Source organism: Paenibacillus sp. FSL H3-0333 (genome assembly GCF_038002805.1).
GTDB lineage: Bacteria > Bacillota > Bacilli > Paenibacillales > Paenibacillaceae > Paenibacillus_AQ > Paenibacillus_AQ silagei.
Window position 1 is genome coordinate 2,511,506 of record NZ_JBBODG010000001.1, and the last position, 25,888, is coordinate 2,537,393.

27 protein-coding genes, 1 tRNA gene and 1 pseudogene are annotated in these 25,888 nt (G+C 47.2%); 18 read left to right on the forward strand and 11 right to left on the reverse strand.

What is annotated here, in order from left to right:
* The first annotated feature begins 152 nt into the window (after window positions 1-152).
* Entirely contained in the window at window positions 153-956 is an 804-nt protein-coding gene (locus MHH78_RS11190; RefSeq protein ID WP_076076054.1) for an undecaprenyl-diphosphate phosphatase, read from the forward strand.
* A 10-nt stretch (window positions 957-966) separates the two neighbouring features.
* Here the strand turns inward: MHH78_RS11190 and MHH78_RS11195 are convergent, their stop codons facing one another.
* The 3 genes from MHH78_RS11195 to MHH78_RS11205 form a co-directional block, all read right to left on the reverse strand.
* Entirely contained in the window at window positions 967-1,131 is a 165-nt protein-coding gene (locus tag MHH78_RS11195) for a hypothetical protein (protein ID WP_155991360.1), read from the reverse strand.
* A gap of 92 nt (window positions 1,132-1,223) precedes the next feature.
* Window positions 1,224-1,766, reverse strand: coding sequence for an ImmA/IrrE family metallo-endopeptidase (locus MHH78_RS11200; RefSeq protein WP_036724201.1), 543 nt, complete (start codon window positions 1,764-1,766; stop codon window positions 1,224-1,226).
* Between the two features lie 143 nt (window positions 1,767-1,909).
* Complete coding sequence (locus MHH78_RS11205) at window positions 1,910-2,086, reverse strand: YjfB family protein (protein WP_076076056.1); 177 nt, start codon at window positions 2,084-2,086, stop codon at window positions 1,910-1,912.
* Between the two features lie 169 nt (window positions 2,087-2,255).
* Between MHH78_RS11205 and MHH78_RS11210 the strand changes: the two genes are divergently transcribed.
* Window positions 2,256-2,411 carry a hypothetical protein gene (locus MHH78_RS11210; RefSeq protein ID WP_155991357.1) on the forward strand — a complete coding sequence of 52 codons (156 nt, stop codon included), beginning with the start codon at window positions 2,256-2,258 and terminating at the stop codon, window positions 2,409-2,411.
* 47 nt (window positions 2,412-2,458) lie between these two features.
* Here MHH78_RS11210 and MHH78_RS11215 read toward each other — a convergent pair whose 3' ends face one another.
* Together MHH78_RS11215 and MHH78_RS11220 are read right to left on the reverse strand one after the other, a co-directional pair.
* Window positions 2,459-2,605, reverse strand: a complete 147-nt coding sequence (locus tag MHH78_RS11215) for a hypothetical protein (protein ID WP_341167437.1) — start codon at window positions 2,603-2,605, stop codon at window positions 2,459-2,461.
* 128 nt (window positions 2,606-2,733) lie between these two features.
* Window positions 2,734-3,174, reverse strand: coding sequence for a NucA/NucB deoxyribonuclease domain-containing protein (locus tag MHH78_RS11220; RefSeq protein WP_341167438.1), 441 nt, complete (start codon window positions 3,172-3,174; stop codon window positions 2,734-2,736).
* Window positions 3,175-3,336: 162 nt separating this feature from the next.
* On the opposite strand from MHH78_RS11220, the gene MHH78_RS11225 reads away from it, so the two are divergent.
* The gene (locus MHH78_RS11225; RefSeq protein ID WP_341167439.1) at window positions 3,337-4,812 is read left to right on the forward strand and encodes a glycosyl hydrolase; all 1,476 of its coding nucleotides are present in this window, start codon (window positions 3,337-3,339) and stop codon (window positions 4,810-4,812) included.
* 17 nt (window positions 4,813-4,829) lie between these two features.
* Here the strand turns inward: MHH78_RS11225 and MHH78_RS11230 are convergent, their stop codons facing one another.
* Complete coding sequence (locus tag MHH78_RS11230) at window positions 4,830-5,321, reverse strand: PH domain-containing protein (RefSeq protein WP_341167440.1); 492 nt, start codon at window positions 5,319-5,321, stop codon at window positions 4,830-4,832.
* A gap of 200 nt (window positions 5,322-5,521) precedes the next feature.
* On the opposite strand from MHH78_RS11230, the gene MHH78_RS11235 reads away from it, so the two are divergent.
* The gene (locus MHH78_RS11235; RefSeq protein WP_341167441.1) at window positions 5,522-6,124 is read left to right on the forward strand and encodes a hypothetical protein; all 603 of its coding nucleotides are present in this window, start codon (window positions 5,522-5,524) and stop codon (window positions 6,122-6,124) included.
* Between the two features lie 87 nt (window positions 6,125-6,211).
* Here MHH78_RS11235 and MHH78_RS11240 read toward each other — a convergent pair whose 3' ends face one another.
* The gene (locus MHH78_RS11240) at window positions 6,212-6,637 is read right to left on the reverse strand and encodes a GNAT family N-acetyltransferase (RefSeq protein WP_341167442.1); all 426 of its coding nucleotides are present in this window, start codon (window positions 6,635-6,637) and stop codon (window positions 6,212-6,214) included.
* A gap of 274 nt (window positions 6,638-6,911) precedes the next feature.
* On the opposite strand from MHH78_RS11240, the gene MHH78_RS11245 reads away from it, so the two are divergent.
* A complete protein-coding gene (locus tag MHH78_RS11245; RefSeq protein ID WP_341167443.1) occupies window positions 6,912-7,247 on the forward strand; it encodes a YolD-like family protein in 336 nt (111 codons plus the stop codon).
* Between the two features lie 6 nt (window positions 7,248-7,253).
* Here MHH78_RS11245 and MHH78_RS11250 read toward each other — a convergent pair whose 3' ends face one another.
* Window positions 7,254-7,415 carry a hypothetical protein gene (locus tag MHH78_RS11250; protein ID WP_200869526.1) on the reverse strand — a complete coding sequence of 54 codons (162 nt, stop codon included), beginning with the start codon at window positions 7,413-7,415 and terminating at the stop codon, window positions 7,254-7,256.
* Between the two features lie 178 nt (window positions 7,416-7,593).
* Between MHH78_RS11250 and MHH78_RS11255 the strand changes: the two genes are divergently transcribed.
* From MHH78_RS11255 to MHH78_RS11265, 3 genes are all read left to right on the forward strand, one after another.
* Window positions 7,594-8,280, forward strand: coding sequence for a M15 family metallopeptidase (locus tag MHH78_RS11255; RefSeq protein ID WP_341167444.1), 687 nt, complete (start codon window positions 7,594-7,596; stop codon window positions 8,278-8,280).
* A gap of 75 nt (window positions 8,281-8,355) precedes the next feature.
* On the forward strand, window positions 8,356-8,829 hold the full coding sequence (locus MHH78_RS11260; RefSeq protein WP_339250144.1) for a WGxxGxxG family protein: 474 nt from the start codon (window positions 8,356-8,358) through the stop codon (window positions 8,827-8,829).
* Between the two features lie 177 nt (window positions 8,830-9,006).
* A tRNA-Leu gene (locus tag MHH78_RS11265) sits at window positions 9,007-9,090 on the forward strand.
* Between the two features lie 144 nt (window positions 9,091-9,234).
* Here MHH78_RS11265 and MHH78_RS11270 read toward each other — a convergent pair.
* The gene (locus MHH78_RS11270; protein WP_341167445.1) at window positions 9,235-9,492 is read right to left on the reverse strand and encodes a hypothetical protein; all 258 of its coding nucleotides are present in this window, start codon (window positions 9,490-9,492) and stop codon (window positions 9,235-9,237) included.
* 39 nt (window positions 9,493-9,531) lie between these two features.
* Between MHH78_RS11270 and MHH78_RS11275 the strand changes: the two are divergent.
* Window positions 9,532-9,747 (forward strand): annotated as a pseudogene (locus tag MHH78_RS11275) (helix-turn-helix domain-containing protein); the annotation flags it as partial.
* Here MHH78_RS11275 and MHH78_RS11280 read toward each other — a convergent pair.
* The gene (locus tag MHH78_RS11280) at window positions 9,699-10,136 is read right to left on the reverse strand and encodes a helix-turn-helix domain-containing protein (protein ID WP_341167446.1); all 438 of its coding nucleotides are present in this window, start codon (window positions 10,134-10,136) and stop codon (window positions 9,699-9,701) included. The pseudogene MHH78_RS11275 and the gene MHH78_RS11280 overlap by 49 nt on opposite strands.
* A gap of 752 nt (window positions 10,137-10,888) precedes the next feature.
* Between MHH78_RS11280 and MHH78_RS11285 the strand changes: the two genes are divergently transcribed.
* The 9 genes from MHH78_RS11285 (at window position 10,889) to MHH78_RS11325 (ending at window position 24,064) form a co-directional block, all read left to right on the forward strand.
* The gene (locus MHH78_RS11285) at window positions 10,889-11,197 is read left to right on the forward strand and encodes a PTS lactose/cellobiose transporter subunit IIA (protein ID WP_036724220.1); all 309 of its coding nucleotides are present in this window, start codon (window positions 10,889-10,891) and stop codon (window positions 11,195-11,197) included.
* Window positions 11,198-11,271: 74 nt separating this feature from the next.
* A complete protein-coding gene (locus tag MHH78_RS11290; protein ID WP_076076069.1) occupies window positions 11,272-12,570 on the forward strand; it encodes a PTS sugar transporter subunit IIC in 1,299 nt (432 codons plus the stop codon).
* A 41-nt stretch (window positions 12,571-12,611) separates the two neighbouring features.
* Window positions 12,612-15,158: a hypothetical protein gene (locus tag MHH78_RS11295; protein ID WP_341167447.1), complete on the forward strand. Its 2,547-nt coding sequence runs from the start codon at window positions 12,612-12,614 to the stop codon at window positions 15,156-15,158.
* Between the two features lie 11 nt (window positions 15,159-15,169).
* Complete coding sequence (locus tag MHH78_RS11300; protein ID WP_076076075.1) at window positions 15,170-15,487, forward strand: PTS sugar transporter subunit IIB; 318 nt, start codon at window positions 15,170-15,172, stop codon at window positions 15,485-15,487.
* 22 nt (window positions 15,488-15,509) lie between these two features.
* Window positions 15,510-16,931, forward strand: coding sequence for a 6-phospho-beta-glucosidase (locus MHH78_RS11305; RefSeq protein WP_036724174.1), 1,422 nt, complete (start codon window positions 15,510-15,512; stop codon window positions 16,929-16,931).
* A 139-nt stretch (window positions 16,932-17,070) separates the two neighbouring features.
* Entirely contained in the window at window positions 17,071-18,999 is a 1,929-nt protein-coding gene (locus MHH78_RS11310) for a BglG family transcription antiterminator (RefSeq protein ID WP_340827500.1), read from the forward strand.
* A 26-nt stretch (window positions 19,000-19,025) separates the two neighbouring features.
* Complete coding sequence (locus MHH78_RS11315; protein WP_341167448.1) at window positions 19,026-21,308, forward strand: glycoside hydrolase family 3 C-terminal domain-containing protein; 2,283 nt, start codon at window positions 19,026-19,028, stop codon at window positions 21,306-21,308.
* A 281-nt stretch (window positions 21,309-21,589) separates the two neighbouring features.
* The gene (locus tag MHH78_RS11320; RefSeq protein ID WP_341167449.1) at window positions 21,590-22,558 is read left to right on the forward strand and encodes a helix-turn-helix transcriptional regulator; all 969 of its coding nucleotides are present in this window, start codon (window positions 21,590-21,592) and stop codon (window positions 22,556-22,558) included.
* Window positions 22,559-22,831: 273 nt separating this feature from the next.
* On the forward strand, window positions 22,832-24,064 hold the full coding sequence (locus tag MHH78_RS11325) for a YbfB/YjiJ family MFS transporter (protein WP_341167450.1): 1,233 nt from the start codon (window positions 22,832-22,834) through the stop codon (window positions 24,062-24,064).
* A 182-nt stretch (window positions 24,065-24,246) separates the two neighbouring features.
* Here MHH78_RS11325 and MHH78_RS11330 read toward each other — a convergent pair whose 3' ends face one another.
* The gene (locus MHH78_RS11330; RefSeq protein ID WP_341167451.1) at window positions 24,247-25,707 is read right to left on the reverse strand and encodes an RICIN domain-containing protein; all 1,461 of its coding nucleotides are present in this window, start codon (window positions 25,705-25,707) and stop codon (window positions 24,247-24,249) included.
* Window positions 25,708-25,888: the final 181 nt, after the last annotated feature.

The following is a 25,888-nucleotide window of genomic DNA, read 5'->3' on the forward strand; positions in this document are numbered from 1 at the left end:
AGTAGCTTGGTGGCTTTTTTGTGATCACAATAAACCACATGACATTTATGTCACACCAACTCCCATATTGTTAGCTCATTCGATGGGGAATTCCATCTTAGCCTCTTATACTGGAAATATATTGATTCACTTCCGAAAGGGGCTATTCACCAGTGACTGAAGCTATCAAAGCAATTATATTAGGGATTATTGAGGGGTTGACTGAATTTTTGCCGGTCTCGTCTACCGGGCACCTTATTCTGGCAGGGGATCTGCTGAAGTTCGAGGGGGAGGCTGCGGTTACCTTCAAAATCGTGATCCAGCTAGGTGCGGTAATGGCCGTGCTGCTGCTGTATTGGAAGAAGTATTTGAACATTGGCGTGAATATGCTTAAGATGGATTTCGCCAAGAGTAAGGGATTGAATGCAATTCATATGATCCTGGCCATGGTACCAGCGTTAATCATCTATCTACTATTCAAGGACACGATTAAAAGCCAGCTATTCGGCCCCAAGCCGGTCCTCATTGGTCTGATTGCCGGTGGTCTCTTGATGATCTTCGCTGCACGCAGCAGGAGATCCGTAACGTCAGAGACGGTAGACGGTCTTAATTATACGCAAGCCTTCGGCATCGGGCTGTTCCAGTGTCTGGCACTGTGGCCCGGGTTCTCTAGATCCGGTTCGACGATCTCAGGCGGTCTGCTGCTGGGAACCAGCCAGAAAGCCGCTGCGGACTTCACCTTCCTGATCTCCGTGCCGGTGATGTTCGGAGCAAGCCTCCTGGACCTGTATGACAGCAGGGATCTACTCAATTCAGATACGCTGACCCTGATGCTAATCGGGTTCGTGACGTCCTTCCTCGTAGCCATGATTGCAGTAGTCACGTTCATCAAGCTGATCAAGCGGCTCCGCCTGGAGTGGTTCGCGCTGTACCGGTTCGTGTTAGCGGGGCTGTTCTATGTAATTGTTATACTGTAAAATCCTGCTCTCAGCCGTATTCCTTAGGCTCCTGCAGCAGGATGGAGAAGGTCTGGGTAACGTGGTCCACTTCAATCGTCTCGATACCCACAAAATCCGGAATTTCAGGATGAACGGCATCCACGCTATATTCAGGGTGAGTCAGCAATAATTGAATGACTTTCAAGGCTTCCACGTTGATCTTGATCCCCTTTACAGTAGAATCTAACCCTGTTATAGAGGGGAATCTCCGCCCTCCGGGTCTATAGCGTATTATCCCCGCAGCGCTTAGCGAATATGTCTGTGGATGATATTTCTGTCTTCGTTACGTTCCATAACAGCCATTAATTGCCCCTGGAAAATCCGTCTCTGGATCTGGTCGATCCGCTGCAGCGCGAGGGGAACGGGAACCTGGAACGCTACAGCCAGCTCGGCAACGGCATCCTCACGAAGCTCGGGCAGCGTATTCGCGGAGATCATACTATAGGGCATGGAGGCATACAGAATGAACCGGTCGGATTCATCTCTCTGCGCCTGCGTGAACACTCCGGGCATAAGCGTAGACTTGCCGGCATGCCGCAGCAGATGACAGAGCTCGTGGAGGAATTCCAGCCGCTGCAGCTCGGGAGGGAGGCGGTTGTCGATGAACATACTGTACATTCCGGCCGCAGCCTCAATCGCCTTGCTTCTGACATCCAGATAGTGTACCCAGATATTGAGCTGCTTCGCTATGTAATCAATGGAGATATCGGCCGGCTTGCGGACGCCAATGCGCTGGTATAGATCCTCTGTCCATTTCTCCAAAGCGGTCATCTGATAATAGCCTTGCATAATCAATCACCCCATATATAAGATCGTATGTTCGTGTTATTGGCCAAAAGAAAAGCCCTTAAGGGCTAAGCAGCAGTTCAGCGCGTACTCTTCAACGGCTGAAATATGGAACGGGTGTTCCTGTGTATGTAAGCATAAAGGAATTACGCCCGAATATCAAGTGTTTTTCCCAAGGTGGGGTGCGTGGCCTGACTCAGCATCTGAACCATATCCTGGGCGCTGCTCTGCGCCTGCTCCTTGGCAAGGCTCATCACCTGCAGCCCTGCGGCCTGCTGTAAGGATGACTGGCTCATCACTACGGATAATGCAGCAATATCCATCCGGCATTCCTCCCTTCATTTGTTGTTAAGCTATTGCTTCATACTCTATATCGACTACTGGACGCCTGTCCGTTAGGTGAAAGGTATTTCTTTGCCAATTGGCCCATGCAACGGGGCGGAATTCCACATATTCTGTGCTGTATTCAATATTCAAGAGGAGGAATTAATTATGGGAGCAGAGTATGGTTGCGGTTGTGGAAATAACGTAGGTGGAGTGAATCAGGGACCTCCAATCGTTCCGGTAGTAAGCCCTTGGACTTCGACAGGTGCCATTCTGGTTCTGTTCATTCTGCTGGTTATCATCACTAAAGCCTGTTTGTTCTAGAACCGCCTATAGCCAGTGTAGCCCTGTCCGGCCTGTGCCGGATAGGGCTATTTCTTTTTCTTCTTATGAGCACGGACCGTTGGCCCGATCTGGCGTTTGATTCTGCCTGTAGCTACGTCGGTTTCAATAATATAGAGTTCCTTGATTGTTCCTGCAAGCGCGAACCATTCCTGTAAGGCTTCAGCTTCGGACATAGGGCCGTACAGCCTTTTGCCCCGATAACAGATATAGAACACTTCCGGCTCTCCATCTAAGTTATATTATCCCATTTCATTCTACGCTTTATCGCGGTGAAATTGAATAACATCCCCCACATGCCGGCTTATTTGAAAATAAATTCCACACGCGTACCGTCTGCGAATGCTTCCAGCTGATTGCCGACCCAGCTTCCCGCTCCGCGGTTATCACTGGGCGTTATGTACTCAATATGCGCCCCGGCTCCGCCTTCCTCACACATGGCCATCGGCCATTCGTCCCGGTCATAGCCTTTCTTCGTGGGGACTCCCTTCAGAGACGCCTTGCGGTTCTCCTCCGCGTCCTTGCGGTTGATGGTGCAGATCGCTGACTCTCCCTTGCGGATGGCCTTCTGGATGTGCTTTGCGGTCTCCGGGTAGCGGTCTGCCGGGAACTTCAGCTTCACGACCTCCGAAGGATTCGCAGAAGGGGTCTGCGGCAGCCATTGTCCGTTCTCCTCCAGCAGGTAGGCGGCAAGACTGAGCAGGGCGATAATGATGAGACTGATGATGGACTTTTTGGCTTTCATATCTGCTCCTTTGTAAGTGGGTATGGGTATAATGCCTGTGCCCTGAATAGTATAGCGTAAGAATAACGGATTGCGACAGCCCTAATTCTGTGCATTTGCCGTGCTGAAGTTCCACAATTCGTCATAATATGTACAAACACAAGGAAAAGGATGGTGGAAAATGTGGAACAGCGCAACCTCAGGGACCTGCTGGATTCAGCCTCGCGGCTGATAGGTGATGTGCAGTGGCAAGCGGCTTTTCGCAAAATACAGATGTCTCCCGCTGACGCGGAGCTGGGGGCGCCCGCAAGGAAGCTGCTGGAGACGCTGTACTGGCTGCAGGGCCAGGGAATGATCAGCGGTCAGCATGATTACCTGGAGAGCCCGGATGATATCAACAACAAGCTGAAGAATACCGCTGGCAGCTACGCCGGACTACACGGTTATGAGATGGGGCCGATCAGCGGCCAGACGGAGAAGCTTATCAGCAGCCAGCGGCAGGGAGTAACCGACAGTGCGATCCGCTGGCATAAGGCCGGGGGAATCGTAGCGATGACCTATCATGCCAACCTGCCGGGCAGTGCTCCGGCCTGGACGAATGTCTCCATGAGCCTCAGCGAAGCTAATTTCAGCAAGTACATCACAGCGGGAACGCCAGAATATACGGCAATGATTGCGGAGCTCGATAAGGTAGCTGTTTTTCTGAAAAAGCTGGATGACGCCGGTGTCCCCGTACTCTGGAGACCTTACCACGAGATGAACGGCGGCTGGTTCTGGTGGGGCCAGAAATCCTCCTTCGTGACCCTCTGGGAGATCATGTTCCAGCGGTACACCGTCTATCATCAGCTGCACAATCTGCTGTGGGTATGGAGTCCGAATGCCAAGAACAAGAATAGTGAGGAGCCGGCGAAGTATTATCCGGGCAGCGGCAGAGTGGATGTGCTGGCAGCGGATATTTTCGAGGGGGATTACAAGGTAAGCCATCATGATATGCTCTGGGACCTGGGGCGCGGCAAGCTGATCGCCATCGGCGAGAACGGGGAGCTTCCTCCGCCAACTGTGCTGGCAGGCACTCAGAACAAATGGAGCTACCAGATGACCTGGGGCAAGATGCTGTACGAGCGCAATAAGGATGCAGTAATTCAGGCTTTTATGAAGAATAGTGCCGTGTTCTCCAGAGACGACTATTCGGCCAAGGCGGCGGCGTATGCTTCTTCAGGAGGGGTACTCCCCAAGCCGGGCCTCTATGGGCAGTATTATAACAATATTACGCTTAGCGGCACGCCTGCCCTCACCCGGACAGATGCCAATATTAACTTCGCCTGGAGGCAGGCGGCGCCTGATCCGGCCGTTCACGCAGATCTGTTCTCCGTACGCTGGAGCGGTCGAATAAGCGCTGCCTACAGTGAGACCTATACGATCTACTCGTATTCAGATGACGGAATCCGGATATGGATCGACGGGAAGCTGGTTATTGACAGCTGGATGAAGCAGAGCGGGCAGGAGCGGCAAGGCACAGTGAGTCTGATTGCAGGGAAGCTGCATGACCTGAAGGTGGAGTACTATGAGAACCAGGGGGATGCGCGGGCGGTACTGATGTGGGAGAGCCCCAGCCAGGCCAAAGGCGTCATTCCGGCAGGAGCTCTCTACCTTCCATAACCAAGTGTAACGAAGCGTCAGATATGCTCGCGGTAGCTGATGTTGTTGGCGATTTTCTCGTCACGGACGGCTTGGCGCAGGATATCCTTGACAGCTTGAACCTTACGGATTCTATAGAAGGGGAGCTGTGGAGATGAAGCATCATCCGACAAAATGATCAGCGTCCCGATGCCCAGCATACGCTGCATAACCGACTGGGTGACAGAGAAATCATTGACCCGCAGCAGCTCGATTTCTTCGACATCCTTGCCGATCAGTCCGCTCTTCACCATAATCCGCTGGGACGTAATCGTATACTTGGTGGTATTCAGTCCGATCAGCCCCTTGAGACGGTCGGAGATGCCGGCAGGCTTGCCCTGCCATAATTCTTTTTCGGGACCGGAGCTATGGCCAGCCGCCGGACGGCGTGCTGCTGCCGGAGAACCGACCTCTTCTGTACCTGCTCCGCATTCCCCGCAGAATTTGGCACCTTCCTTGTATTCCGCACCACATGCTGTGCAATAAGCCATAATAATCTTCCTCTCCTTGAACAGATAAATTCATTATAGTATAACAGGAATTGCCAGTCATCAACGGGTTATGGACCGCCGTTTCTCCCTATGAATACGCTTAACTGCTGACATATGTTTCATTGCGCCGAATTTTACATTAATTTCATTTGCACTTAACAAAAATCGATATTATTCTGTTAAGTGGAGGGATCTTAACTATGAGACAAGCTTTACTTGCAGGACTGCTAGTGGCCGTCATGATACTCAGTGCCTGCGGCAATAACAGTGCTGAACCGGCGTCCCCGGAAGAGGTACAGGAGACGGTACAGAACTTTTACAATGAAATGTCGAAATTCGACGAAATGGGCAAATCCTCGCTAGAGAACTTCAACACCACGCTAACCTCTTATTCCACCGGACAAGCGACAGACAAAGAATTCGAGAAGGCTGTGGACAGCTTCCAGGATACCGCATCTCAGCTTGCAGATCATGTGAACGATATCAAGATTGCGGGTGGCCTGCCGGATACGATCGAGAAGCTGCTTAGAGATTCGGTGATCGCTTTCCAGAGTGCCTATCAGATCAAGGAGAAGGCTTCCAAGGGCGCAGTATCGCCCGATGTGACCGCTGAGGAATTCAACACGATGAATGAGCAGGCGGACGTAGCGATGCTCTATGGCATCTCCAAGCTGAATGAAGCCAGAGAAGCCGCCGGACTGATTGATAAGGAGCAAGCCGTACCAGGAACCGTATCAGATGCAGGCACAGATGCCAAGCAGGAACCGGGTGCTGGAAGCGCTGGGACTTCGTCAGTGAAATAAGCAGAGACAAGACTTGTTATACGCCAAAGGATTCAGATGAAGACGCTGTACAGCATTACTGTAGGCGTCTTTTTGCTGTGGATTGAATTATTGGCCCAATCTTTTTGAGAAGTACTTAGGGGCCTCCCTGAAACCTTGTCTTTCATAAAATGTATGAGCCTCTATTCTTCTGGCATGACAATGAACCTGGATACTGGCACATCCTCTTCGGGTGGCGGAAGCTGAAGCGGATTCCACTAATTCCTGTCCAATTCCCTTACTTCTAACTGAGGAATCCACAACCAGATAACTAATGGAGGCGATATCTCCTCTCATGCCCAGTTGCGGGATATAATGCAGGGAAAGACAGGCGATAACACATCCTTCCGCTTCATAGACCATTAACTCCTCATTAGGGTCAGCAAGAAGTCTTTCTATATTCTCTTTCATATAAAGCTCGGTATCCGGGTAACCTAATTGCGTCAATAGTCTGGAAATACCCTCTCGATCCTCCACATTTGCAGCTCTAATCATAAATATCATCTCCGTCCTTTCTACCCCGTTCCCCTAATGATGGCATTAAATTAGCGAAACAACTAGAACCACGGGATGGCTGTTTTCATGCAGGTGTGGTGCTATTTCAACCCTTTATTATAATCAGCTAAAGCCCTCCTTCTGCGTCCTTGCTCTGACATTAATTTCTGCTTGCCTAACAAGCTGAATCGCGGATATAATACAAACGTACGTTCGGTTTATGGGCGGAAAGATGATGTAGTCCGGGTAATTAACAACGAGTGGGGGAATAGCAATGGGCAAGAAGCTTGAAGCGGGCGGTCTGCGGGAGAGCAACCGAATCATGTTGACGGAGCATAAGGGCGGGATCAGGAGGGACGAACGGGAGACCTGGCATAGCCTGAGGCCGGTTCTGGATGAGCAGAAGCTGGAAGAGATTGAGCATACGCTGGCCTTATCGCTGCGGAGTCATGTGCGGGTAACGCTGGTGCTGTATGATCCTCAGGAGCAGAGGAAGCTGAGCGGGTTCGTGACCTCCATTCACACCCACTCGCGTGAATTCAAGCTGCAGTGGGCGGAGGAATGGAAGTGGCTGCTTGTAGATGACATTGTGGAGGCTTATATTGTCTGACAGATTTTACTTGCTGCGGTGTCCATCCGTCTTCTCATAGGCAATCAGCGTGACTTCCGGGTTCCCGGTCATCCTGGCAATCTCCGATTCCGCCTGGCGGATTACTTCGACCACATCCTCCTGGTCGCTAAGCGGGGCTATTCTGTAGCTGTCGCTGTGTATCTCCATGTTCATCCCCCTTTCCGTTAGAATGACCTGACTTGCGGTCTATCTTCTTATTCTGGCCTGTAGATGCACAGTTCATCCGGGGAGATAGGACGCTGCACAGCTTATTTTGTGAAAAAAACGGTCATTGGTGCAAGCAATCCGGCCTAAGCGGGCATTTACTATACCAGGGGGTGAGTAGATGCTTACTTTGGAGCAGGTCAAGCAGAAGTCGGCCGCAATGCTGGCGAAGCTGCATCCGGCCGTACTGGCCGGGGCGAACGAGCTGATTAGACGGAGCTATAACCGGGGGGTGCAGATCCTCATTACGCAGGGCATGCGCACGATAGCGCAGCAGAATGAGCTATATGCTCAAGGGAGAACCAAGAAGGGCGACATTGTAACCAATGCCCGGGGAGGCGACAGCTACCATAATTACGGACTGGCAATAGACTTTGCGCTGCTCCTGCCGGATGGCAGGAATGTGTCCTGGGATATGAAACGTGACGGGGATGGCGACAAGTTGGCAGACTGGCAAGAGGTGGTGCAGGAGGGGAAGAAGCTGGGGTTCGAATGGGGCGGGGACTGGACCTCCTTCAAGGATTACGCTCATCTGCAGATGAGCTTCGGCCTTAGCATCCAGGACCTGAAAGCGGGCAGACGGCCTACTGCCCAGCAGAGTGCAGCCGCACTAAGCCGTATAACCGGAGGTGAGCCAGAGGTGAACAAGGATATCCCGGTAAATATTACGCTCAATGGAAAGAAGCTGACGACCGGCGTCATGGACGATGCGGTAACCTATGCGCCTGTACGTGCGATTGCGGAAGCACTTGGAGCCAAGGTCACGTATAATGCGTCCAGCAAGACCGTGAACATTGTGAAGGAATAACTTCTCTGCATAGATGCTGTCCCGGATGGGGAAATTATCAGCGAGTAACCACATCCATGAAGGGGGCACAACATTTTGAACAAGCTGATCACAAGTCTTGCCTGCGGTACGGTCCTGTCCATGAGTCTGCTCGGAGCAGGTGACATCTCCGCAGCAGCGCCGGGCGGTATGACAACTACGACTCCGGGCGTTATGAGCACAACCGCTCCGGGCATGCACAGCACAACGACTGACGGCCGAATGGGCAACATGGGAAATATGGGCAATCTGGATGACCGTATGATGGACAGCCGGGGCAATACCATGATGAATGAGACCAGAGATTCGATGCACAAGACCGAATCCATCATGAAGGACAAAATCCGTACCGGCGACAACAGCTCCGTCTCCCCGCTGTCCAACAATAACACAACGGGCCGCTACCGGGCACAGAGCACAACCACCACAAGCAACACCCGAAACGGCTCCAACTGGGGCTGGCTCGGTCTCGTCGGCCTCCTAGGTCTGGCCGGCATGCGCAGCAGAACCGGTGAGCGTGACCGCCACTAGTCGGAGCAGGGCACCGCAGTTCTGCAAAGGAACAGCAGCGCCAAGCAGTAAAGCCCGTGTCAGTCTCGACTGAACGGGCTATTTGCTGCTTATGCAGAAATATTGGAAAAAGCAATTGCGTATCCTCCAGATACGTGATATTATATTTCTTGTCGCGTAAGAACGCACACACAACATGCCGGGGTGGCGGAACAGGCAGACGCACAGGACTTAAAATCCTGCGGTAGAAATACCGTACGGGTTCGACCCCCGTCCTCGGCATATATAGTAGTAGAGAAAGACGCATTCTGCTGAATGCGTCTTTTCTATACATACAGGTTAGAAGCGGCTTACAGGACAGAAACAGCGTACACGCTAGAAACAGAGTTAAGGATTGAAACAGGGGAATGTGCAGCTAAGATAGAATTATGCAGTAGAGGAACTTCGCAGCTCATTGGAGAGATAAAGCGCATCCTTGAAGCCTTGCAGGTAAATGGCGCGTTCGGTTATGGCTTGAAGGGAGAACTGCGTGTCTTCATACTGGAAAGCGGCATCCTGCAGCTCCTCTGGCAAGGCATTTCTAAGCTGGTGGAAGTACTGATCACTTTCTTGCAGCAGCATTTTATATGTAGGATCTGTATCCAGCAGTTCCCGGTACATCGCTTCAAAGAGGATGTGGAGCATAACTATACATACATAATAACTAGAGGGGAGCTACGCCTCATGTTGAGAAGCAACTTAAGAATCCTTATGGCCAAACACCGGATCGACGACATCACCGAGCTAATGGAGAAATCAGGCCTGAGCCGGAATTCGATTAACAAACTGTATCGGGAGACCGACTTGGAGACCGTTAAGCTGGAGACGCTGGTCAGGTTATGTGATACGTTTCAGTGTAAGCTGTCGGAGTTGGTGGAGTATGTGCCGGGGGAGAAGGAATCTGGGAGTGGGAGAGTGCCTTTGGGGTGCTCTTTTTTGTTTGGGGATTGTGTATTTTTCTTATTTTCAATAATCATATTTGTGTTGTCCATCAGTACTTCCAGTAGACACTGCTTAATGGTTTCAGGGGTTATAGTTAAAGCTGACGGATGGCAACCGCTTCCCACACCTCCCTTCGGATCATACAAAGTTAATAGATCAACTAAGGTGATCTCCAGAGCAATCGATATTTGCTCTAGTATTTTGATCATAGGGTTCTTTTCTCCGCGTTCGATCTGCCCGATGTAAGATGTGTTTACCCCTGCACTTAGTGCAAGCTGCTCCTGACTGAAATCATTTTTCAACCTTAAAATCCTGATATTTTCCCCAATAGATTCAATGCTGTTCATTTCCCTTCACCCCTAATCAAACGATAGAATTTTTTGGTAGGAGGCTCAACAGGATATAGTACGGATTTAAATGCTTATAGTAGAGAATTGATACGGAGTGTGGTTAAACCGTGGATAAAAGCACTTAAGGTGATTTATCCTGTTACTCCCAAGCGAAACCCATATTTGAATATAGATGCCTCCTCTGAAAATCGCTCCTTCCAAATCTCCTTCATTTATAAAGTGCTTTGTGTTCAACCATAAGTTATTTATACTGGCTAAATCCACGTTGTATTCTCTATAAAGAATAACGTTTTCATTGATGGCGGATTTGATAGAGTGTGTTGCTTAGCTAGGTCAAGCATGTATTTTTTAAGGTTCGTGCAGACTGTAAGTTACCTGCCGCATTTCATATCCGGGGTTGTCGCGACGGGTGGACAATCATTTTTCTGGCAGCCTTGGCCGGGATTGATCCATCGCTGTATGAAGCAGTGGAGATTGATGGAGCTTCAAGGCCTGCCTGGCTGGGAGGAGCACCCTGCTGTAAGAGCAGGTAAAGTCTATTATATCCATGAGTATTGGAATGGAGATGATACCTTCTCTGGCTTTGTTGTGGTACGCATAGTTGCAAACGGGGAATCAAAGCAATGCCATTCTTTTTCCCCCAGGTAGGTGAAAAAGAATGGGTTCAATTGAAAGCGATATCAAATTATACTTACCTTGTAACAAGGACAGCAAGACAGATAAGAGAGAAAAAACGCAGAGGTGATGGAATGGAATACGTGGAGAAGATTATGACGCTGATTGCCAATTCTGGAGAAGCTAGAAGTAAAGCGATGGAAGCGATTCAAGTGGCGAAAACTAATGATTTTATTGCGGCTAAAAAAATGCTGCAGGAAGCTTCGGATGTTTTGCGAATGGCTCATAAAATTCAAACGGGTCTAATTCAGGAGGAAGCAGGAGGAAGTAAGCAGGAGATCACGATTCTAATGATACATGCCCAGGACCATCTGATGAATGCTATGACTGTCAAAGATCTGGCTGCAGAATTTATTGAATTGTATGAGGTTAACAAGAAATAGATAGTCAGGATCATTCGGGGTTAGCCTTATGCGATAGCTAAAGGCTCCCTAAACATTTTAATGGGGGGTCAGGTATGAACGGATTTTTAGGGATATTACAGAAAATGGTCGTTCCGCTTGCAGCGAAATTATCTTCGAACAAAGCTTTGCAATCGGTTTCTAAAGGTCTTATGGGTTTGATGGTAATCATGATGATGGGTGCTTTTTCAACTATATTGAGCAGTTTGCCATTCGATGCTTATCAGAACTTTTTAGTGTCTTCTAATTTAAAAGGAGTATTTAACACTCTGCTCAACGTTACAACAAATATGCTGGGGGTATACGCAGCATTTTCCATTGCTTATTCCTATGTCTCAAATGAAGATAAAGATGGATTCTCAGCAGGTGCAATCAGCCTCATGTGCTTTTTTATCGTTACTCCATTGACAGTCGCAGGAGAGGGCTACATGGCAGTTACGAATTTGCCGTTGGATTGGATAGGGCCAAAGGGCTTATTCACCGCAATGATCGTTGCTATTGTAGTTTCCAAATTGTATGTATTGATTATTAACCGGAATATAACGATTAAAATGCCTGAAGGGGTTCCGGAATTTGTATCCAAATCCTTTGTAAGCATTATTCCGGGTATTGTTATTGGCATCCTTTTTGCCGCTATTTCTTATCTGCTATCCTTAACCAGCTTCGGGGACATGCATCAAATCATTTATAAACTGATTCAAATTCCTCTTACAGGTCTTGGATCCAGTATCTGGGCTGCATTGCTGGTGTATGTATTGATTGGGTTGTGCTGGTTCTTCGGGGTTCATGGCATGGCAGTGATGTCAGTGGTGATTCCTATCTGGGCAGCACTTGATGCCGAGAATATGGTTGGCGTTGCTGCAGGCGTGGCCAATGCGGATTTGCCCAATATTGTAACTCTTAACTGGGTAAGTGCAGTGGCTACTATCGGTGGTGCCGGTTCAACTATTGGTTTAGTGATTTGGCTGACCTTTAAAGCTAAATCAAAGCAATATAAAGTATTTGGCAAAATGGCGCTCATTCCTTCTCTCTTTAATATAAATGAACCAGTAATCTTCGGGCTTCCTGTAATGTTGAACCCGTTACTGTTTATTCCATTTGTATTTACTCCTGTATTGCTAATCGGGCTGGCATACATTTTAGTTACGATCGGAATATTGCCAATTTCGAATGGAATCGGGGCGCCCATGGGCACACCATTAGTGCTTCAAGGCTTCTTTAATGGAGGCTGGAGGTTAGGGTTGTACCAGGTGTTCGGAGTCCTGCTGTCATTGGTCATATACTATCCGTTCTTTAGAATAATGGATAAAAAAGCTGTTGAAGAAGAATCCGCTGCTGAGATGGCAGCTCAATAAGGTCTACATGTGAGTGATGATAAGTGGAGGGAGGTGGGGAAATGAATAAAATAGGCGATATTTATGCTAATAAATTCGAAAATTTTATTTTCCCATTTTTTTGGATGCATGGAGAGTCAGAAGAAGTACTAGTGGATTACATGCAAAAAATTCATGACAGCCATATTGGTGCGGTGTGTCTGGAATCAAGACCTCATCCGGATTTTATGGGTGAAAGATGGTGGGCTGATCTGGATATTATTATTAGAGAAGCCAAACGGTTGAATATGAAGATTTGGATACTGGATGACTCACACTTCCCGACAGGCTATGCGAATGGTCTGGTTAAGGAGAAGTATCCCGACAGGCTAAAAACACTCTTGACACACCGGGTTGTCGAAGTCTTTGGACCCAAGGATAGCATCGGGGTTATGACAGCCAATATATTCGATCCCACTGCCCGATTAATCGCTGTTTACGCCAAGCAAGACGATAAAATCATTGATCTGAAGGATCAAATCGATGATGAGATAATTTACTTTAATATTCCCGCAGGTTCATGGAAAGTATATCTACTCTATGAGTCCAGGAAAGTGGATTATAATCCGGATTATATTAATATGGTGGACAAAGAATCCTGCGATGTATTAATTGAAGCGGTATATGAGCCACACTACCAACGGTATAAAGAAGAATTCGGGAGAACAATTGCGGGATTCTTCTCGGATGAGCCTGGATTTATGAATGAAAAAGGAGTACGGAATGACAGCAGGATTGGTAAATTAATGCCGCTTCCCTGGAGCAGGCAGGTTAAAGAAATGTTGCAATTAAGATTGGGTAAGGATTACCTGCTGCAGTTATCCTCTCTATGGTATGACGAAACATGCAGTCCTGAAATCAGACATGTCTTTATGGATATCTGTACCACACTGTACAAAGAGTGCTTTAGTGATAACTTGGGGAATTGGTGCAGGGAACGCAATGTTGAATATGTGGGCCATGTTATTGAAGACCGTGATTCCAATGCCAGACTTGGTGTGGGTGCCGGGCATCTGTTCAGAGCGATGGCGGGGCAGGATATGGCGGGCGTCGATGTTGTGCTGAATCAACTGATTCCGGGAATGGATTCTGGTGAACATCCTACATTCAGAGGTACGTGGGACAGCGAGTTCTTCCATTATGCCTTAGTGAAGATGGCCTCATCTCTAGGGGCAATTGATCCCAAAAAGAAAGGCAGAACGATGGCAGAAGTATTTGGCGCTTACGGCTGGTACGAGGGCGTGAAGATGATGAAGTGGATCGTGGATCATTTCTTAATCCGCGGAGTGAGTTATTTTGTTCCACATGCCTTCTCACTGAAAGGATTTCCTGATATGGATTGCCCTCCACACTTCTATGCCAATGGAAATGATCCTCAATTCAGGTATTTCGGTGATTTAATGAAATATGTCAATAAAATGAGCACACTCTTCAGTGGAACGAAAGGAAAACCGACTGCGGCCATTCTATATCATGCGGAGGCTGAATGGACTGGAGACTTCATGCTGACGCAAAAACCGGCAAGGGTACTGACCCAGCAGCAGATTGACTTTCATATTTTACCTAATGATGTCTTTACATTCAAAGATAGCTTTCTTACCGTATTAGATAACTATCTGCATGTGAATGGCTATGAGTACCAGTGCTTAATCCTCCCTTATTGTGAATGTATCAGTGAGGAATTGGCTCAATTCATTATTGCTTCCGCAAATTCTCATCTGAGAATTATCTGCATAGATGCATTGCCTAGCAAACTATTTAATAGCAGCAATACAGATTTACTCAATCAAATGTCTCATGTGGAAGTAGTAAAACTGGATGAGCTGTCTCATTACATGAAAGCCAATCAGTTACACCATATTGAGGTGGCAACTTCCGAACCCTATTTGAGATTTGCTTCTTTTGCCCATGAGGACGGAGAGTATTTAATGTTCTTTAATGAGGATCCGTTGAATATGATTCAGACCTCAATTCAGATTGAATCGGATAAGCCCATATACAAATTTGATGTTCTTAATAATAAGATCACCAAAGTGGAGTATGACGGCAAGAGCTTCCCGCTTGTATTGTCTCCATACGAATCATTTGTCTATGTGTTGGGAGAGATTGATGCAAGTATTGTAGGTACAGAAGTTATAATTGGTCATAAAGTGAAGGTAGTTGACTCACCCTATAAGGTAAGTATTGCAAATGCTCAGGAATATCCTGATTTTAGAGAAGCGTTCACCATGGAGCAGCTGGAGAATTTATCATTAACCAAGTACTTGCCTAAATTCTCGGGAACATTCAGATATGAAACTGAAGTCCAATTGGATCAAGATATTAACGCAGCCATCCTGGACTTGGGAAGAGTGTTTGAAGTAGCTGATGTCACTATAAACGGCACATTTATTGGCACCAGGATCTGTCCACCTTATCATTTTGAAGCCCACAATATTCTTAAATCAGGAATGAATACAATATGCGTGGATGTAACGAATACGTTGGATAAGCAGCTTAGGGATTACTTTTCTTACGGTGAAGAAATTCAGCCTTCGGGATTATTGGACAATATTGTTATCAAATATTAAGGAGAGTTCTAATGACAACTATTAAGTTATTTTGCTCGGCAGGGATGTCAACAAGCATGCTGGTTACCAAAATGAGAGCAGCGGCAGCGACTAAAGGATTGGAAGTTAATATTGAAGCGATGTCGGAAGGCCAGATGTCCAAACAATTAGAGAACATGGACGTAGCGTTATTAGGTCCGCAAATAGGCTTCAAATTAGCAAGTTCTAAGAAGCTATGTGATTCTGTAGGAATACCTGTTGCGGTAATCCCCACTATGGATTATGGCATGATGAACGGTGAGAAGGTTTTGGATTTTGCATTAAAGCTAATCGAAGATTACAAGAAATAAATGGAAGTTAGAGGTGTTTGCAATGAACGAAAAAAACAAATTTCCTGAACACTTTCTCTGGGGAGGAGCAATATCGGCCAATCAGACGGAAGGTGCCTATAATATAGGCGGGAAAGGCTTGTCGACAGCAGATGTCCTGGAGAATGGTATTATGGGCAAAATTCCGGAAAAACTGTCCGTTGTTGAAGGAAACATATATCCCTATCATGAAGCTATTGATTTCTATCACCGATATAAAGAGGATATTGCCTTGTTTGCTGAGATGGGCTTTAAGTGCTTCCGAATGTCAGTAGCCTGGTCAAGAATTTTCCCGAACGGTGATGAGAGCGAGCCTAATGAGGAAGGCCTGAAGTTTTATGATGATGTATTTGATGAAATCTTAAAGTACAACATTGAACCGATTGTAACCATTTCACATTATGAGATGCCGCTCAGCTTGGTTGACAAATATGGAGGCTGGAGAGACAGGGCAATTATAGGCTACTACGAAAAGTATGCCAAAGTCTTATTCAGAAGGTATGGAAAAAAGGTGAAGTATTGGATCACCTTCAACGAAATCAATGTAATAGCACATGCTCCTTTTGCCGGTGCAGGAATCATTTATGCAGAAGGGGAGCATAAGGAACAGATTAAGGCACAGGCCGCGCATCATCAGCTGGTTGCCAGTGCGCTTGCGGTTAAGGCTTGTCATGAAATTATTCCTGATGCTAAAATCGGAGGCATGTTGGCAGGAATGGTGTCTTATCCCTACACCTGCAATCCCGACGATGTCTTTGAATCCATGAAATTCGATAGAGCTTCACTGTTCTACAGTGACGTTCAAGCCAGAGGATATTATCCGAGTTACATGAATCGTACGTATAAAGAAAATAATGTGAGCCTTAGAATGGAATCGGATGATTTAGGCATACTGTCGGAAGGAACCGTTGACTTCATCGGCTTCAGTTATTATATGAGCTTGGTCATTACCACATCTAAGGAAGATTTGGATCGAGCTGATGGTAATCTCGTACTCCAAGCTGTTAAAAACCCTTATTTGGAATCTTCGGATTGGGGATGGCAGGTCGATCCAAAGGGCCTGAGAATTTTAATGAACACCTTATATGACCGTTACCAAAAGCCGCTGTTCATTGTTGAAAATGGCTTGGGTGCAGTAGATGAAGTAGAAGAAGGTAATGTAATCAACGACGATTATAGAATTGATTATTTACGCAAGCATATTGTGGAAATGAGAGAAGCCATCGCAGATGGAGTTGAACTGCTTGGATATACGACATGGGGACCTATCGATCTTGTAAGTGCCTCATCGGGTGAAATGAAGAAACGTTATGGATTTATCTATGTGGACAAAGATAATCAAGGACAAGGTACAATGGCGAGATTTAAAAAGAAAAGCTTCGAGTGGTATAAACAAGTGATTGAATCCAATGGAGAAATACTTTAATTGTTTAATCAAGTAGTGGGCCTCTAGTTAGGAGAGATCCACTACTTTTTTACAATGCCGCCCAGTCCCGATAATTGTAAAACCGGGGTAGGCTAAGGGAAGAGTGAGGCAAGATAATATGTTGCAAGGAGGGATAGTTATGGATGCACGGCAAACGACGATCCTCCGACTACTGCTAGCTGCGGATGCTCCGCTTAATGGTAAGTTTTTAGCGGAAAGAAATAATGTTACTTCCAGGACTACCCGGAGCGATATCCATTCCCTAAACCGTATTTTGAAACAACATGGCGCAGAGGTTGAGCCAGTCCACGGGATAGGGTATCAGCTCCGAATTCAAGATGATTCGCTGTTTCGCGAATGGTTGGCAGGTCAACTTCGGGATGAGAAGCCCGTTAATTATGCAAATCCAGATAACAGAGTTAACAAAATTATACATCTGATGTTTACTGCTAATGGGTACATTCGCTCGGAAGAATTGGCAGATATGATGTATGTTAGCAAATCCACCTTGCAGAACGACCTCAAGGAGGTTAAAAGGAAGCTTGAACTTTATCATATTACGGTTGAAGCAAAACCTCATCACGGGCTAAGAATACGCGGTGATGAAATGAAAATACGGTTTGGAATGTCTGAACTTTTATTTGACCGCGAGAACAGTCATTCCGATTCTATGTACGTTAATTTGTTCTCATTTCTAGAACATGATCTTACCGTCATTCGATCTTCGGTCACAAAGCACGTACAGAACTACGGTGTAGAGTTGTCGGACACCGGACTCAACAACCTGATTATTCATATTGCCATTGCTTGTCAACGGATTAAAAATGATCATAATATCATTGAATTACCGGGTGAGCATCATTTCATGGAACAAAAGCAGGAATACGAGGCTGCCAGAACCATCGTTACTGACATTGAAAAGTTATTGTCTCTAAAATTTCCAGAGACTGAGATAACGTATATCACAATGCATCTGCTTGGTACCAAACTGTTATCCGCAGTGGGAACGGATGAACGGGAGATTACTCGTTGGGTGGATAAAGATACCTATCAATATGCAATGGATATTATGAAGGCTATCGAGTCCAAGCTTAAGCTTGGCATAAGCGGTGATCCAGAACTGCTGAAGAGTCTGTGTCTACACCTTCGGCCTGCTCTTAATAGAATTCGCTATGGAATGAGCTTGCGTAATCCAATGCTGGAATCCATCCAATCGACCTACCCATTAGCATTTCAAGGTGGAGTAATCGCTGGAATGGTTATTCAACAGAAGATGGGGCGTCATGTTTCTGAGAATGAGATCGGTTACCTGGCATTGCACATTGGAGCGGCTATGGAACGCAGGAGGGAATCTTATCCACCGAAGCGCTGTATCATCGTGTGTAGTTCTGGTGTGGGCAGTGCCAGATTATTATTTCATAAATTGCGTATTCAATTTGGAGTTCGGCTGGATATTGTCGACACGGTCGGATATTATAAGCTGGCTCACACGGATCTGGATAACATTGATTTGATTATCAGTACGGTTCCCATAGCTCTTGATATCTCTGTTCCGGTCATTATTGTTAATTCACTGCTTGGAAATAGTGATTTAATGAGGATTGAACAGGCTATTACAGGTGTTTCTGACAACGATATGGAGTATCTACAGGAAGATTTAACATTTATATCCTGTGATTTCAATTCCCGCGAAGAGGTTTTACATTTCCTTTGTGATCAGTTACAGCACAAGGGGCTGGTTGGACCGGATTTTTATGATCTTGTTGTGCAGAGAGAAGAGGTGACACCAACTTCATTTGGGAATAGCGTAGCTATCCCACATCCTATTTTACCTCAAACTGAACATACTTTTTGGGCAATCTGTACACTGCAAAAGCCAGTAAACTGGGGATCAAAACCTGTACAATTCATCTGTTTGCTGTGTATCGCAAAAGATGGCGAGGCAGGTGATTTGACTACTATGTATGATCTTCTCGTCCGAGTAGTGGATGATGCTAATCTGGTTCAGAAATTAATTAAATGCCAAAATTATCAGCAAATCCATCATATATTCCGGACAAAATCCTAACTAACTATTGAGGAGTGAAGAGACTAGTGGAACGTGATATTCGAAAGATAGTAAGTAACATGACCCTAACCGAAAAAGCGGAGCTGTGCTCCGGGTCCAACTTCTGGTCAACAAAAGCCGTAGACCGATTGGGCATTCCATCTATTACATTAACCGACGGTCCGCATGGTCTCCGCAAGCAGGCGGGAGAACCGGATCATCTGGGACTTAATGAGAGTGTGCCGTCTACCTGCTTCCCTTCCGCTGCTGGTCTGGCGAGCTCCTGGAATCGTGATCTGGTACAGAGTGTAGGTGAAGCCATCGGCAAGGAAGCACAGGCTGAAGATATAGCGGTCGTCCTTGGACCTGCCGTCAATATCAAGCGTTCCCCACTCTGCGGACGTAATTTCGAATATTTCTCGGAGGACCCTTACCTGACGGGAGAACTGGCTGCAGCACACATTGCAGGAGTGCAAGGCCAGGGAGTAGGCACATCCCTGAAGCATTTTGCCGTCAATAATCAGGAGCATCGGCGGATGACAACAGATGCCATTGTCGACGATCGTACATTAAGAGAAATTTATCTGACCGGTTTTGAAAAGGCGGTAAAGCAATCTCAGCCCTGGACGGTGATGTCCTCTTATAACAAGGTCAACGGAACGTATGCCTCCCAAAATGAAACCTTGCTGACCACGATTCTGAAAGAAGAATGGGGACATGAAGGCATCGTGGTCTCCGATTGGGCTGCGGTTAGTGAAATTGTGCCAAGTGTTGTAGCCGGTATGGAGCTGGAGATGCCTTCTTCTAACGGCGAAGGACCTAAGCAAATTATAAAAGCTGTAAATCAAGGAGAATTATCAGTTGAGAAGCTTGATCTGGCTGTGGAAAGGCTCTTGAATGTCATCTTTAAAGCAGCCGATTCCAGGCGTGAGGGTACTAGTTATGATCGGACAGCCCATCATAAGCTGGCGAGAAGGGTTGCGGGAGAATCAATGGTCTTGCTCAAGAATGAGGATCAAGTTCTCCCGTTGAGAAAAAGTGGCCGGATTGCGGTTATCGGTGATCTGGCTACGAAGGTGAGATATCAAGGTGGCGGCAGCTCTCATATCAGACCGACACAGTTGGACAGTATTTATGAACAAATTTCGATATCCGCAGGGTCTGAAGCTTCGATCTCTTTTAAGCAGGGTTACGATCAGGGCTCAGATGATACGAACCCGTCTATGCTGGATGAAGCAGTGAAGGCTGCAGAAGCTGCAGATGTGGCCGTACTAGTAGTAGGTTTGCCAGACCGCTATGAATCAGAGGGATATGACCGTTCGCATTTGGATATACCGGTCAATCAGCAGGAGATTATTTCTGCCATTGCTGCAGTTCAGCCTAACGTGGTGGTGGTTCTATGCAACGGAGCACCTATTCTCATGCCGTGGTTGGGTGAGGTGAAGGCTGTTCTGGAAGGTTATTTGGGTGGTCAGGGAGCTGGTGGAGCCATCGCTGACCTGCTGTTTGGAGATGTCAACCCGAGCGGCAAACTGGCGGAGACCTTCCCGCAATCATTGAAGCATAATCCGTCCTATTTATTCTTCCCTGGCGATGGAGACCGTGTCGAATACCGGGAAGGGGTGTATGTCGGTTATCGCTATTATGACATGAAGGATATTGAACCTTTATTTCCTTTCGGTTACGGCTTAAGCTATACCCGGTTTGCATACTCCGGCTTAACAGTGAGCCAGACGGAAATTAAGGATACCGAAACGCTCACCGTCACCGTAAATGTGAAAAACACGGGTTCTATCTTTGGCAAGGAAGTGGTGCAGTTGTACGTTCATGACTGTGAGTCTGAGGTTAGCCGCCCTGAGAAAGAGCTTAAAGGCTTCGCCAAAGTAGCTCTTGAACCGGGAGAAGAAACAACCGTTTCGTTTACCTTGGACAAGCGCAGTTTTGCCTACTACAGTGTTGAACGTACAGCGTGGCATGTGGAGAGCGGAGAATTCGATATTCTAATAGGCTCCTCTTCGCGGGACATCTCGTTGCAGACGAAGCTCCATGTGGTATCCACTTCAGAGGAGATCGTGCCGACATATGACCGGAATACTGCCCTTGGTGAATTGCTTTCGAATCCGAAGACGTTAGCAGTCTTGGACCAACTTCAAGGATTGGCTCCACAGAGTGCCGAAAGTGCATCCTCTGACGCCATTTCTAGGGAGATGATACAGGCCTCAATGAAGTTTATGCCTCTGAGGGCATTAATTCCGTTTACAGGTGGAGAACTTACGGAAGAGGCATTGTCCATGCTGCTTGTGCAGCTTAACGCAGTAGTACGTCAATAAGCATTCAACATTGATAAGTTGAGCTAACTCGATTCCTGAATTATTGGGATTGTAACCGTCACAAACGGGCGATACCTAAATTCATTTAGTGCAGTTGAATTCTGCCTATTTGAGTTTAGGTATTTTTTATTTCAGAGGTTTCTGGAACGGAATCCGGAACAAGTGCAGGTGCCGTTGATTCGTACATCACTTCGTGATTCTGAATAGGAGTTCGACAAAAAGATAATTATTCATTACAATGAGAATGATTATCATATAGAGAACACATGGAGTGCTTAATTATGAACAATTCGATTCAATATAATTTCAATCATTTCTTTGACAAGTTTGAAGGAGGTTATCAAGCCGGAAGTTCAAGCTATATGCTTCATCCTACGACAGGAATAGGACAGATTCTTCGGTTGTACCCACGCTCTGAGTTGGAGATGGTTATGTCAGACTATAAGCTGTACCAGGACCATGATATACGCCTAGATTCACTCGCGCCAATGGTAGAATTTGGGTATTGTTATGAGGGTAGCAGGGAGATAAGTGTACCTGGCGCTCGTCAGGAGTTCATGCCTGCCAATTGGAGTTTGCAACTGATTAATACCCCGGAAGCGAGATTGGAGCTAGGCCAAGCACAATCCTTTCGAATGTTAGGCATCGGGATGTCTGTCGGCGTGTTTCATCATTTTATGACCTCCATAGGGGGAGTGCAAAAGGCTGACTTTAACAGCCTTCTTGGAGGAAAGTCGTATCGGTTGCTTCAGGAGAAGCCGCCAGCCTCCGCCAGTGCTTCGCTTCACCACATTGCAGCAAGCCTAAAAGATGGAACGATGAATAATATTGAGCTGGAGTATACGGTGTTAGAACTCCTGGAACTGGCGCTCCGCACTTTTCTCGAAGGAAAAGAGGAACGGATAGGGCTTAGCCAAGAGACCCAGTTGCGCGTTGGCGAAGCGCGCCGAATAATCCTGGAGCAGATGGATAATCCTCCATCATTGTTGCAGCTGTCGCGTATGGTCGGGTTGAATGATTACAAGCTCAAGGTGGGCTTCAAGGAAATGTATGGCAACACAATCTTTGGATACCTGCGAGAGAAGAGGATGGAGCAGGCTTTAAAGCTACTTCAAGCCGGCAAGTCCAACGTCATTGAAGTGTCTTGCGCAGTGGGCTACTCGAATCCAAGCCATTTTGCCGAGGCGTTCCGCAAGAAATTTGGAGTAAATCCCAGCGCATTACTACGTGAAAATTCTTCCCGGATATAACATGGTAATGACAGGCTTTTATTTAGAACGGACTGTCAACTTACCGGTTAACTCGCTCTCTTCACAAGCAACTGAACTTGCCTGGCATAGAAAAAGCCCTTCAGAACCCACTGAAGGGCTTTTTCATGAAATCGGATGGTTAAATTGCAGAGAATCTCATGGACTCCGTGAAACGGGGATTTTAATCCACCTTGGGGTAGAGGGTGCCGTCAGAAAAAAACATAATAAAGGAATAGTTGTTTTTACTTTTATCATAGAAGGGAGAGTGACTAGATGCGCTCGAAATACAGTTCTGATTCCAATTTCAATTCAGCTTCTCTTCCATCTTTCTGGCCGTTTGTACTGACCGGGATGTTGATGATTGTGACCACGACAGGGTTTGCGCGAATGGCCTATGGGCTAGTGTTGCCTTATATGCAGGCCGGACTCGGATTGTCAATTTCACAGGGAGGGATGCTTGGCACGTTCATGTTTCTAGGCTACCTGGCTTCGGTCGGGTTATCGGGTATACTCGCTGTCCGCTGGGGTAGCAAAGCTGTTCTTATGGCAGGAGGCGGTGCTGTTGTCATCAGCATGTTTGGCCTTTCCGGATCATATTCGTTCATTTGGGTGGCTCTGTTCATGTTCCTGGCCGGAGGGGGCAGTGCACTGGTATTCACTCCGCTCATGTCCCTCATGCTGGGCCAGTTCCCGGACAAGAAGGGAATCGTCCTCGGGATGTTGCTAAGTGGTGCAGGTATCGGGATGCTGTTAAGCGGATTTTTAGTACCCTTACTAATCGCTCAATTCCCCGTTCTAGGCTGGCGTGCGGTCTGGTTAGGGTTCGGTATCATCTCACTTGTTGTGCTGATCGCGGCTTTATTGATCCTGAGAAACCCCGAGATTGTAGGGAGCGTGAAGGAGACAGACAAACCGAAGTGGTTAAAAAATAAAGCATTGATGCAGGTGGCTGTACTCTATTTTCTAGTGGGTATAGCATATCTTGTCCCCAATCTATATCAATCTGGTTATATGCTGGCTGAAGGGATTTCGGACCGCGCTGCCGGTCTGGTGTACGCCATAGCTGGCATCTTCAGCATTGCAGGCGGCCCTGTCTGGGGCAGTCTGTCCGACCGATTTGGTGTAAACCGGATGTTTATACTGGTTTGGGCTTGCGCGGCGGCAGGGGATATCATCCCGCTTCTGAATCACAGTATTCCGGGGTTCGTCTTATCATCAGTACTTTGGGGCTCCAGTATCGGTGGTCTGGTTACATTAATTCAGCTGAAGGCTGCGAAACAAGTCAATCCCCGGTACGTTCCAACTGCCATCGGATTTATCTCAATATTCTATGCGGTAGGTCAAATGCTGGGTCCGGGAATGACAGGGTGGATGATTGATCATCTCGGTGGCTACGGAGTGGCTTATGGATTCGGAGTGGTAGTCTACGGCTTTGGGTTAGCCGCCAGCCTGATCTCTGGGCGCAAACAGAATTTTCTGGGGCAGAGCAAAAAGATAAAGCAGTAACAGCGAGTCCACAGAAGGCTTTTCCAAAAGAAGAGGCTGTCCCAAAAGCCATGTAATGGCTTCTGTGACGCCTCCTTTTTTGAGAAAGATCAAGGTGTGGACTTGAATGGACGCTCCGTGAACGCTACCACATGATCAATCATAGTGACCACAACGCTTGGAGAAGGAAGCAGCACCATTTATTAGTTGGCCACGACGATTTGCCATTGTTGATTCAAGCCGTTGTTGTCACTCCATTGAATCACATTGGCACTGTCGGTGAGTGCGCCGGAGGAGACGTCTATCAATTTGCCGGTAGCGCGGTTCTTCAGCTTGAAGAAGCCGCCGCCCGCATCAATCAACTGCCAATGCTGGCTGGACCAACCCCCGTCTGACCACTGTTCGATGACTGTTCCATCGGTCGTAGTGCCATTCTCAGGGCCAAGAATCAATCCGCTGTTGGTATTCTTAAGCTTATAGTACCCGTCGCCAGCGTCGAGCAGCGTCCAACGTTCACTCGGTAAGTTAGTATCGGTCCATTGTTCGGCATCTGCACCGTTTGCTGTTGCACTCGCTCTAATGTTCAAAGCCTTTTCGCTTTTGCGGTTAATCAGCTCATACGTGAGGCTGCTGTCTACCGTGAAAGGAGTTCCTGTGACCGTTCCTGCTGCACTGTCGATGTTAAGCTGCGGGTACCATGACATGGAGAGGGTGGTCGATGAAGGGAATGTCAACGGCAGCCATACGTATTTGGATTCATTGGCGGGACGCTCCCAGGCTCCGGCCCAGCGGTCACCCATATATAGATAGGACGTGGATGAGCTTCCCTCAACAGGAATGATATAGGCGGCTTGTGACTCGGAAGCGCGTGAATCTCCGAAATTGGCGAGGGCGCTCCAGGTTCCGCTTATGCTGGAAGCGGTTGCGTATTTCTGCTGGTTAGGAGTCCAGCCTGTTGCGCCGGAAGTGATCAGGAAGTAGGTGGAGCCCCGCTTGAACATAGCAGGAGCTTCACGGTATGAGCCTGCCCACAGGGTCTGGACCAGCGATTCCACGCCCAGAAAATCCGGAGTCAGACGATAAATGTTAAGATCGGCATTCACCCTTGTGGCTGATATCAGATAAGCGGTGCCGTTATCGTTATATACCGTCATATCACGGGAATCGTAGTCAAGAGGCCTGAAGCTGCCTTGATACGTATATGGACCTTCGATATTGGAGGCTGAGGCAACAGCGACTTTTGCTTCTCCGTAATCTATCCCGTTTTCTTTATGCGCCCATAGCACATATTTTCCGGTTGCCGCATTATAAAGAAGCTTGGGGCGTTCGATATTGGCGGTTGCAAGCTCTGAAGCGCTGCTCTTGGATAGTATATTCGCGCGGAATTCCCAGTTCTTCAGGTCTGTTGAACGGTAAAGTGATACATAGTTCGTTCCATCCCGGTTCTCCCCAACCCAATAATAATAGCTGCCAGACTTGATCATTCCACCGCCATGCGCATTAACCGGATTGCCTGAAGTATCCTTGAACTGAATCCCGTTAAGGAGACTGAGCGGAGCGGCATAGCTCTTGGAAGCAGATCCTCCATAGGACAGAACAATCAACAGAAGGGACAGAAACAGAATAAAGGTTGTTTTGGCTCTTTTCCATTCATTCACATGCATTCGAGTAATCCTCCTTCATTTCATTCATTATTTAGTTAAACGCTTACAAAAAACAAACAGAATGTCCTCCTTTCTCTCCAAACATTACCAGTAATACAAATTACGATCAATTTAAACATTTGGATATTTGTAGACAAAATGGATATTTCTTTTGTAACAATTCGCCAGAGCTACCTGAGAT

Excerpts from the sequence above, each read along its gene's own strand:
- MHH78_RS11215 (WP_341167437.1), bottom strand. The coding sequence starts at position 2,605 with ATGTCCGAAGCTGAAGCCTTACAGGAATGGTTCGCGCTTGCAGGAACA.
- MHH78_RS11250 (WP_200869526.1), bottom strand. The coding sequence starts at position 7,415 with ATGGAGATACACAGCGACAGCTACAGAATAGCCCCGCTTAGCGACCAG.
- MHH78_RS11255 (WP_341167444.1), top strand. The coding sequence starts at position 7,594 with ATGCTTACTTTGGAGCAGGTCAAGCAGAAGTCGGCCGCAATGCTGGCG.
- MHH78_RS11310 (WP_340827500.1), top strand. The coding sequence starts at position 17,071 with ATGGATGCACGGCAAACGACGATCCTCCGACTACTGCTAGCTGCGGAT.
- MHH78_RS11270 (WP_341167445.1), bottom strand. The coding sequence starts at position 9,492 with ATGCTCCACATCCTCTTTGAAGCGATGTACCGGGAACTGCTGGATACA.
- MHH78_RS11220 (WP_341167438.1), bottom strand. The coding sequence starts at position 3,174 with ATGAAAGCCAAAAAGTCCATCATCAGTCTCATCATTATCGCCCTGCTC.
- MHH78_RS11210 (WP_155991357.1), top strand. The coding sequence starts at position 2,256 with ATGGGAGCAGAGTATGGTTGCGGTTGTGGAAATAACGTAGGTGGAGTG.
- MHH78_RS11300 (WP_076076075.1), top strand. The coding sequence starts at position 15,170 with ATGACAACTATTAAGTTATTTTGCTCGGCAGGGATGTCAACAAGCATG.
- MHH78_RS11325 (WP_341167450.1), top strand. The coding sequence starts at position 22,832 with ATGCGCTCGAAATACAGTTCTGATTCCAATTTCAATTCAGCTTCTCTT.
- MHH78_RS11330 (WP_341167451.1), bottom strand. The coding sequence starts at position 25,707 with ATGCATGTGAATGAATGGAAAAGAGCCAAAACAACCTTTATTCTGTTT.
- MHH78_RS11205 (WP_076076056.1), bottom strand. The coding sequence starts at position 2,086 with ATGGATATTGCTGCATTATCCGTAGTGATGAGCCAGTCATCCTTACAG.
- MHH78_RS11320 (WP_341167449.1), top strand. The coding sequence starts at position 21,590 with ATGAACAATTCGATTCAATATAATTTCAATCATTTCTTTGACAAGTTT.
- MHH78_RS11305 (WP_036724174.1), top strand. The coding sequence starts at position 15,510 with ATGAACGAAAAAAACAAATTTCCTGAACACTTTCTCTGGGGAGGAGCA.
- MHH78_RS11290 (WP_076076069.1), top strand. The coding sequence starts at position 11,272 with ATGAACGGATTTTTAGGGATATTACAGAAAATGGTCGTTCCGCTTGCA.
- MHH78_RS11295 (WP_341167447.1), top strand. The coding sequence starts at position 12,612 with ATGAATAAAATAGGCGATATTTATGCTAATAAATTCGAAAATTTTATT.
- MHH78_RS11240 (WP_341167442.1), bottom strand. The coding sequence starts at position 6,637 with ATGATTAGAGCTGCAAATGTGGAGGATCGAGAGGGTATTTCCAGACTA.
- MHH78_RS11280 (WP_341167446.1), bottom strand. The coding sequence starts at position 10,136 with ATGAACAGCATTGAATCTATTGGGGAAAATATCAGGATTTTAAGGTTG.
- MHH78_RS11235 (WP_341167441.1), top strand. The coding sequence starts at position 5,522 with ATGAGACAAGCTTTACTTGCAGGACTGCTAGTGGCCGTCATGATACTC.
- MHH78_RS11245 (WP_341167443.1), top strand. The coding sequence starts at position 6,912 with ATGGGCAAGAAGCTTGAAGCGGGCGGTCTGCGGGAGAGCAACCGAATC.
- MHH78_RS11200 (WP_036724201.1), bottom strand. The coding sequence starts at position 1,766 with ATGCAAGGCTATTATCAGATGACCGCTTTGGAGAAATGGACAGAGGAT.
- MHH78_RS11285 (WP_036724220.1), top strand. The coding sequence starts at position 10,889 with ATGGAATACGTGGAGAAGATTATGACGCTGATTGCCAATTCTGGAGAA.
- MHH78_RS11230 (WP_341167440.1), bottom strand. The coding sequence starts at position 5,321 with ATGGCTTATTGCACAGCATGTGGTGCGGAATACAAGGAAGGTGCCAAA.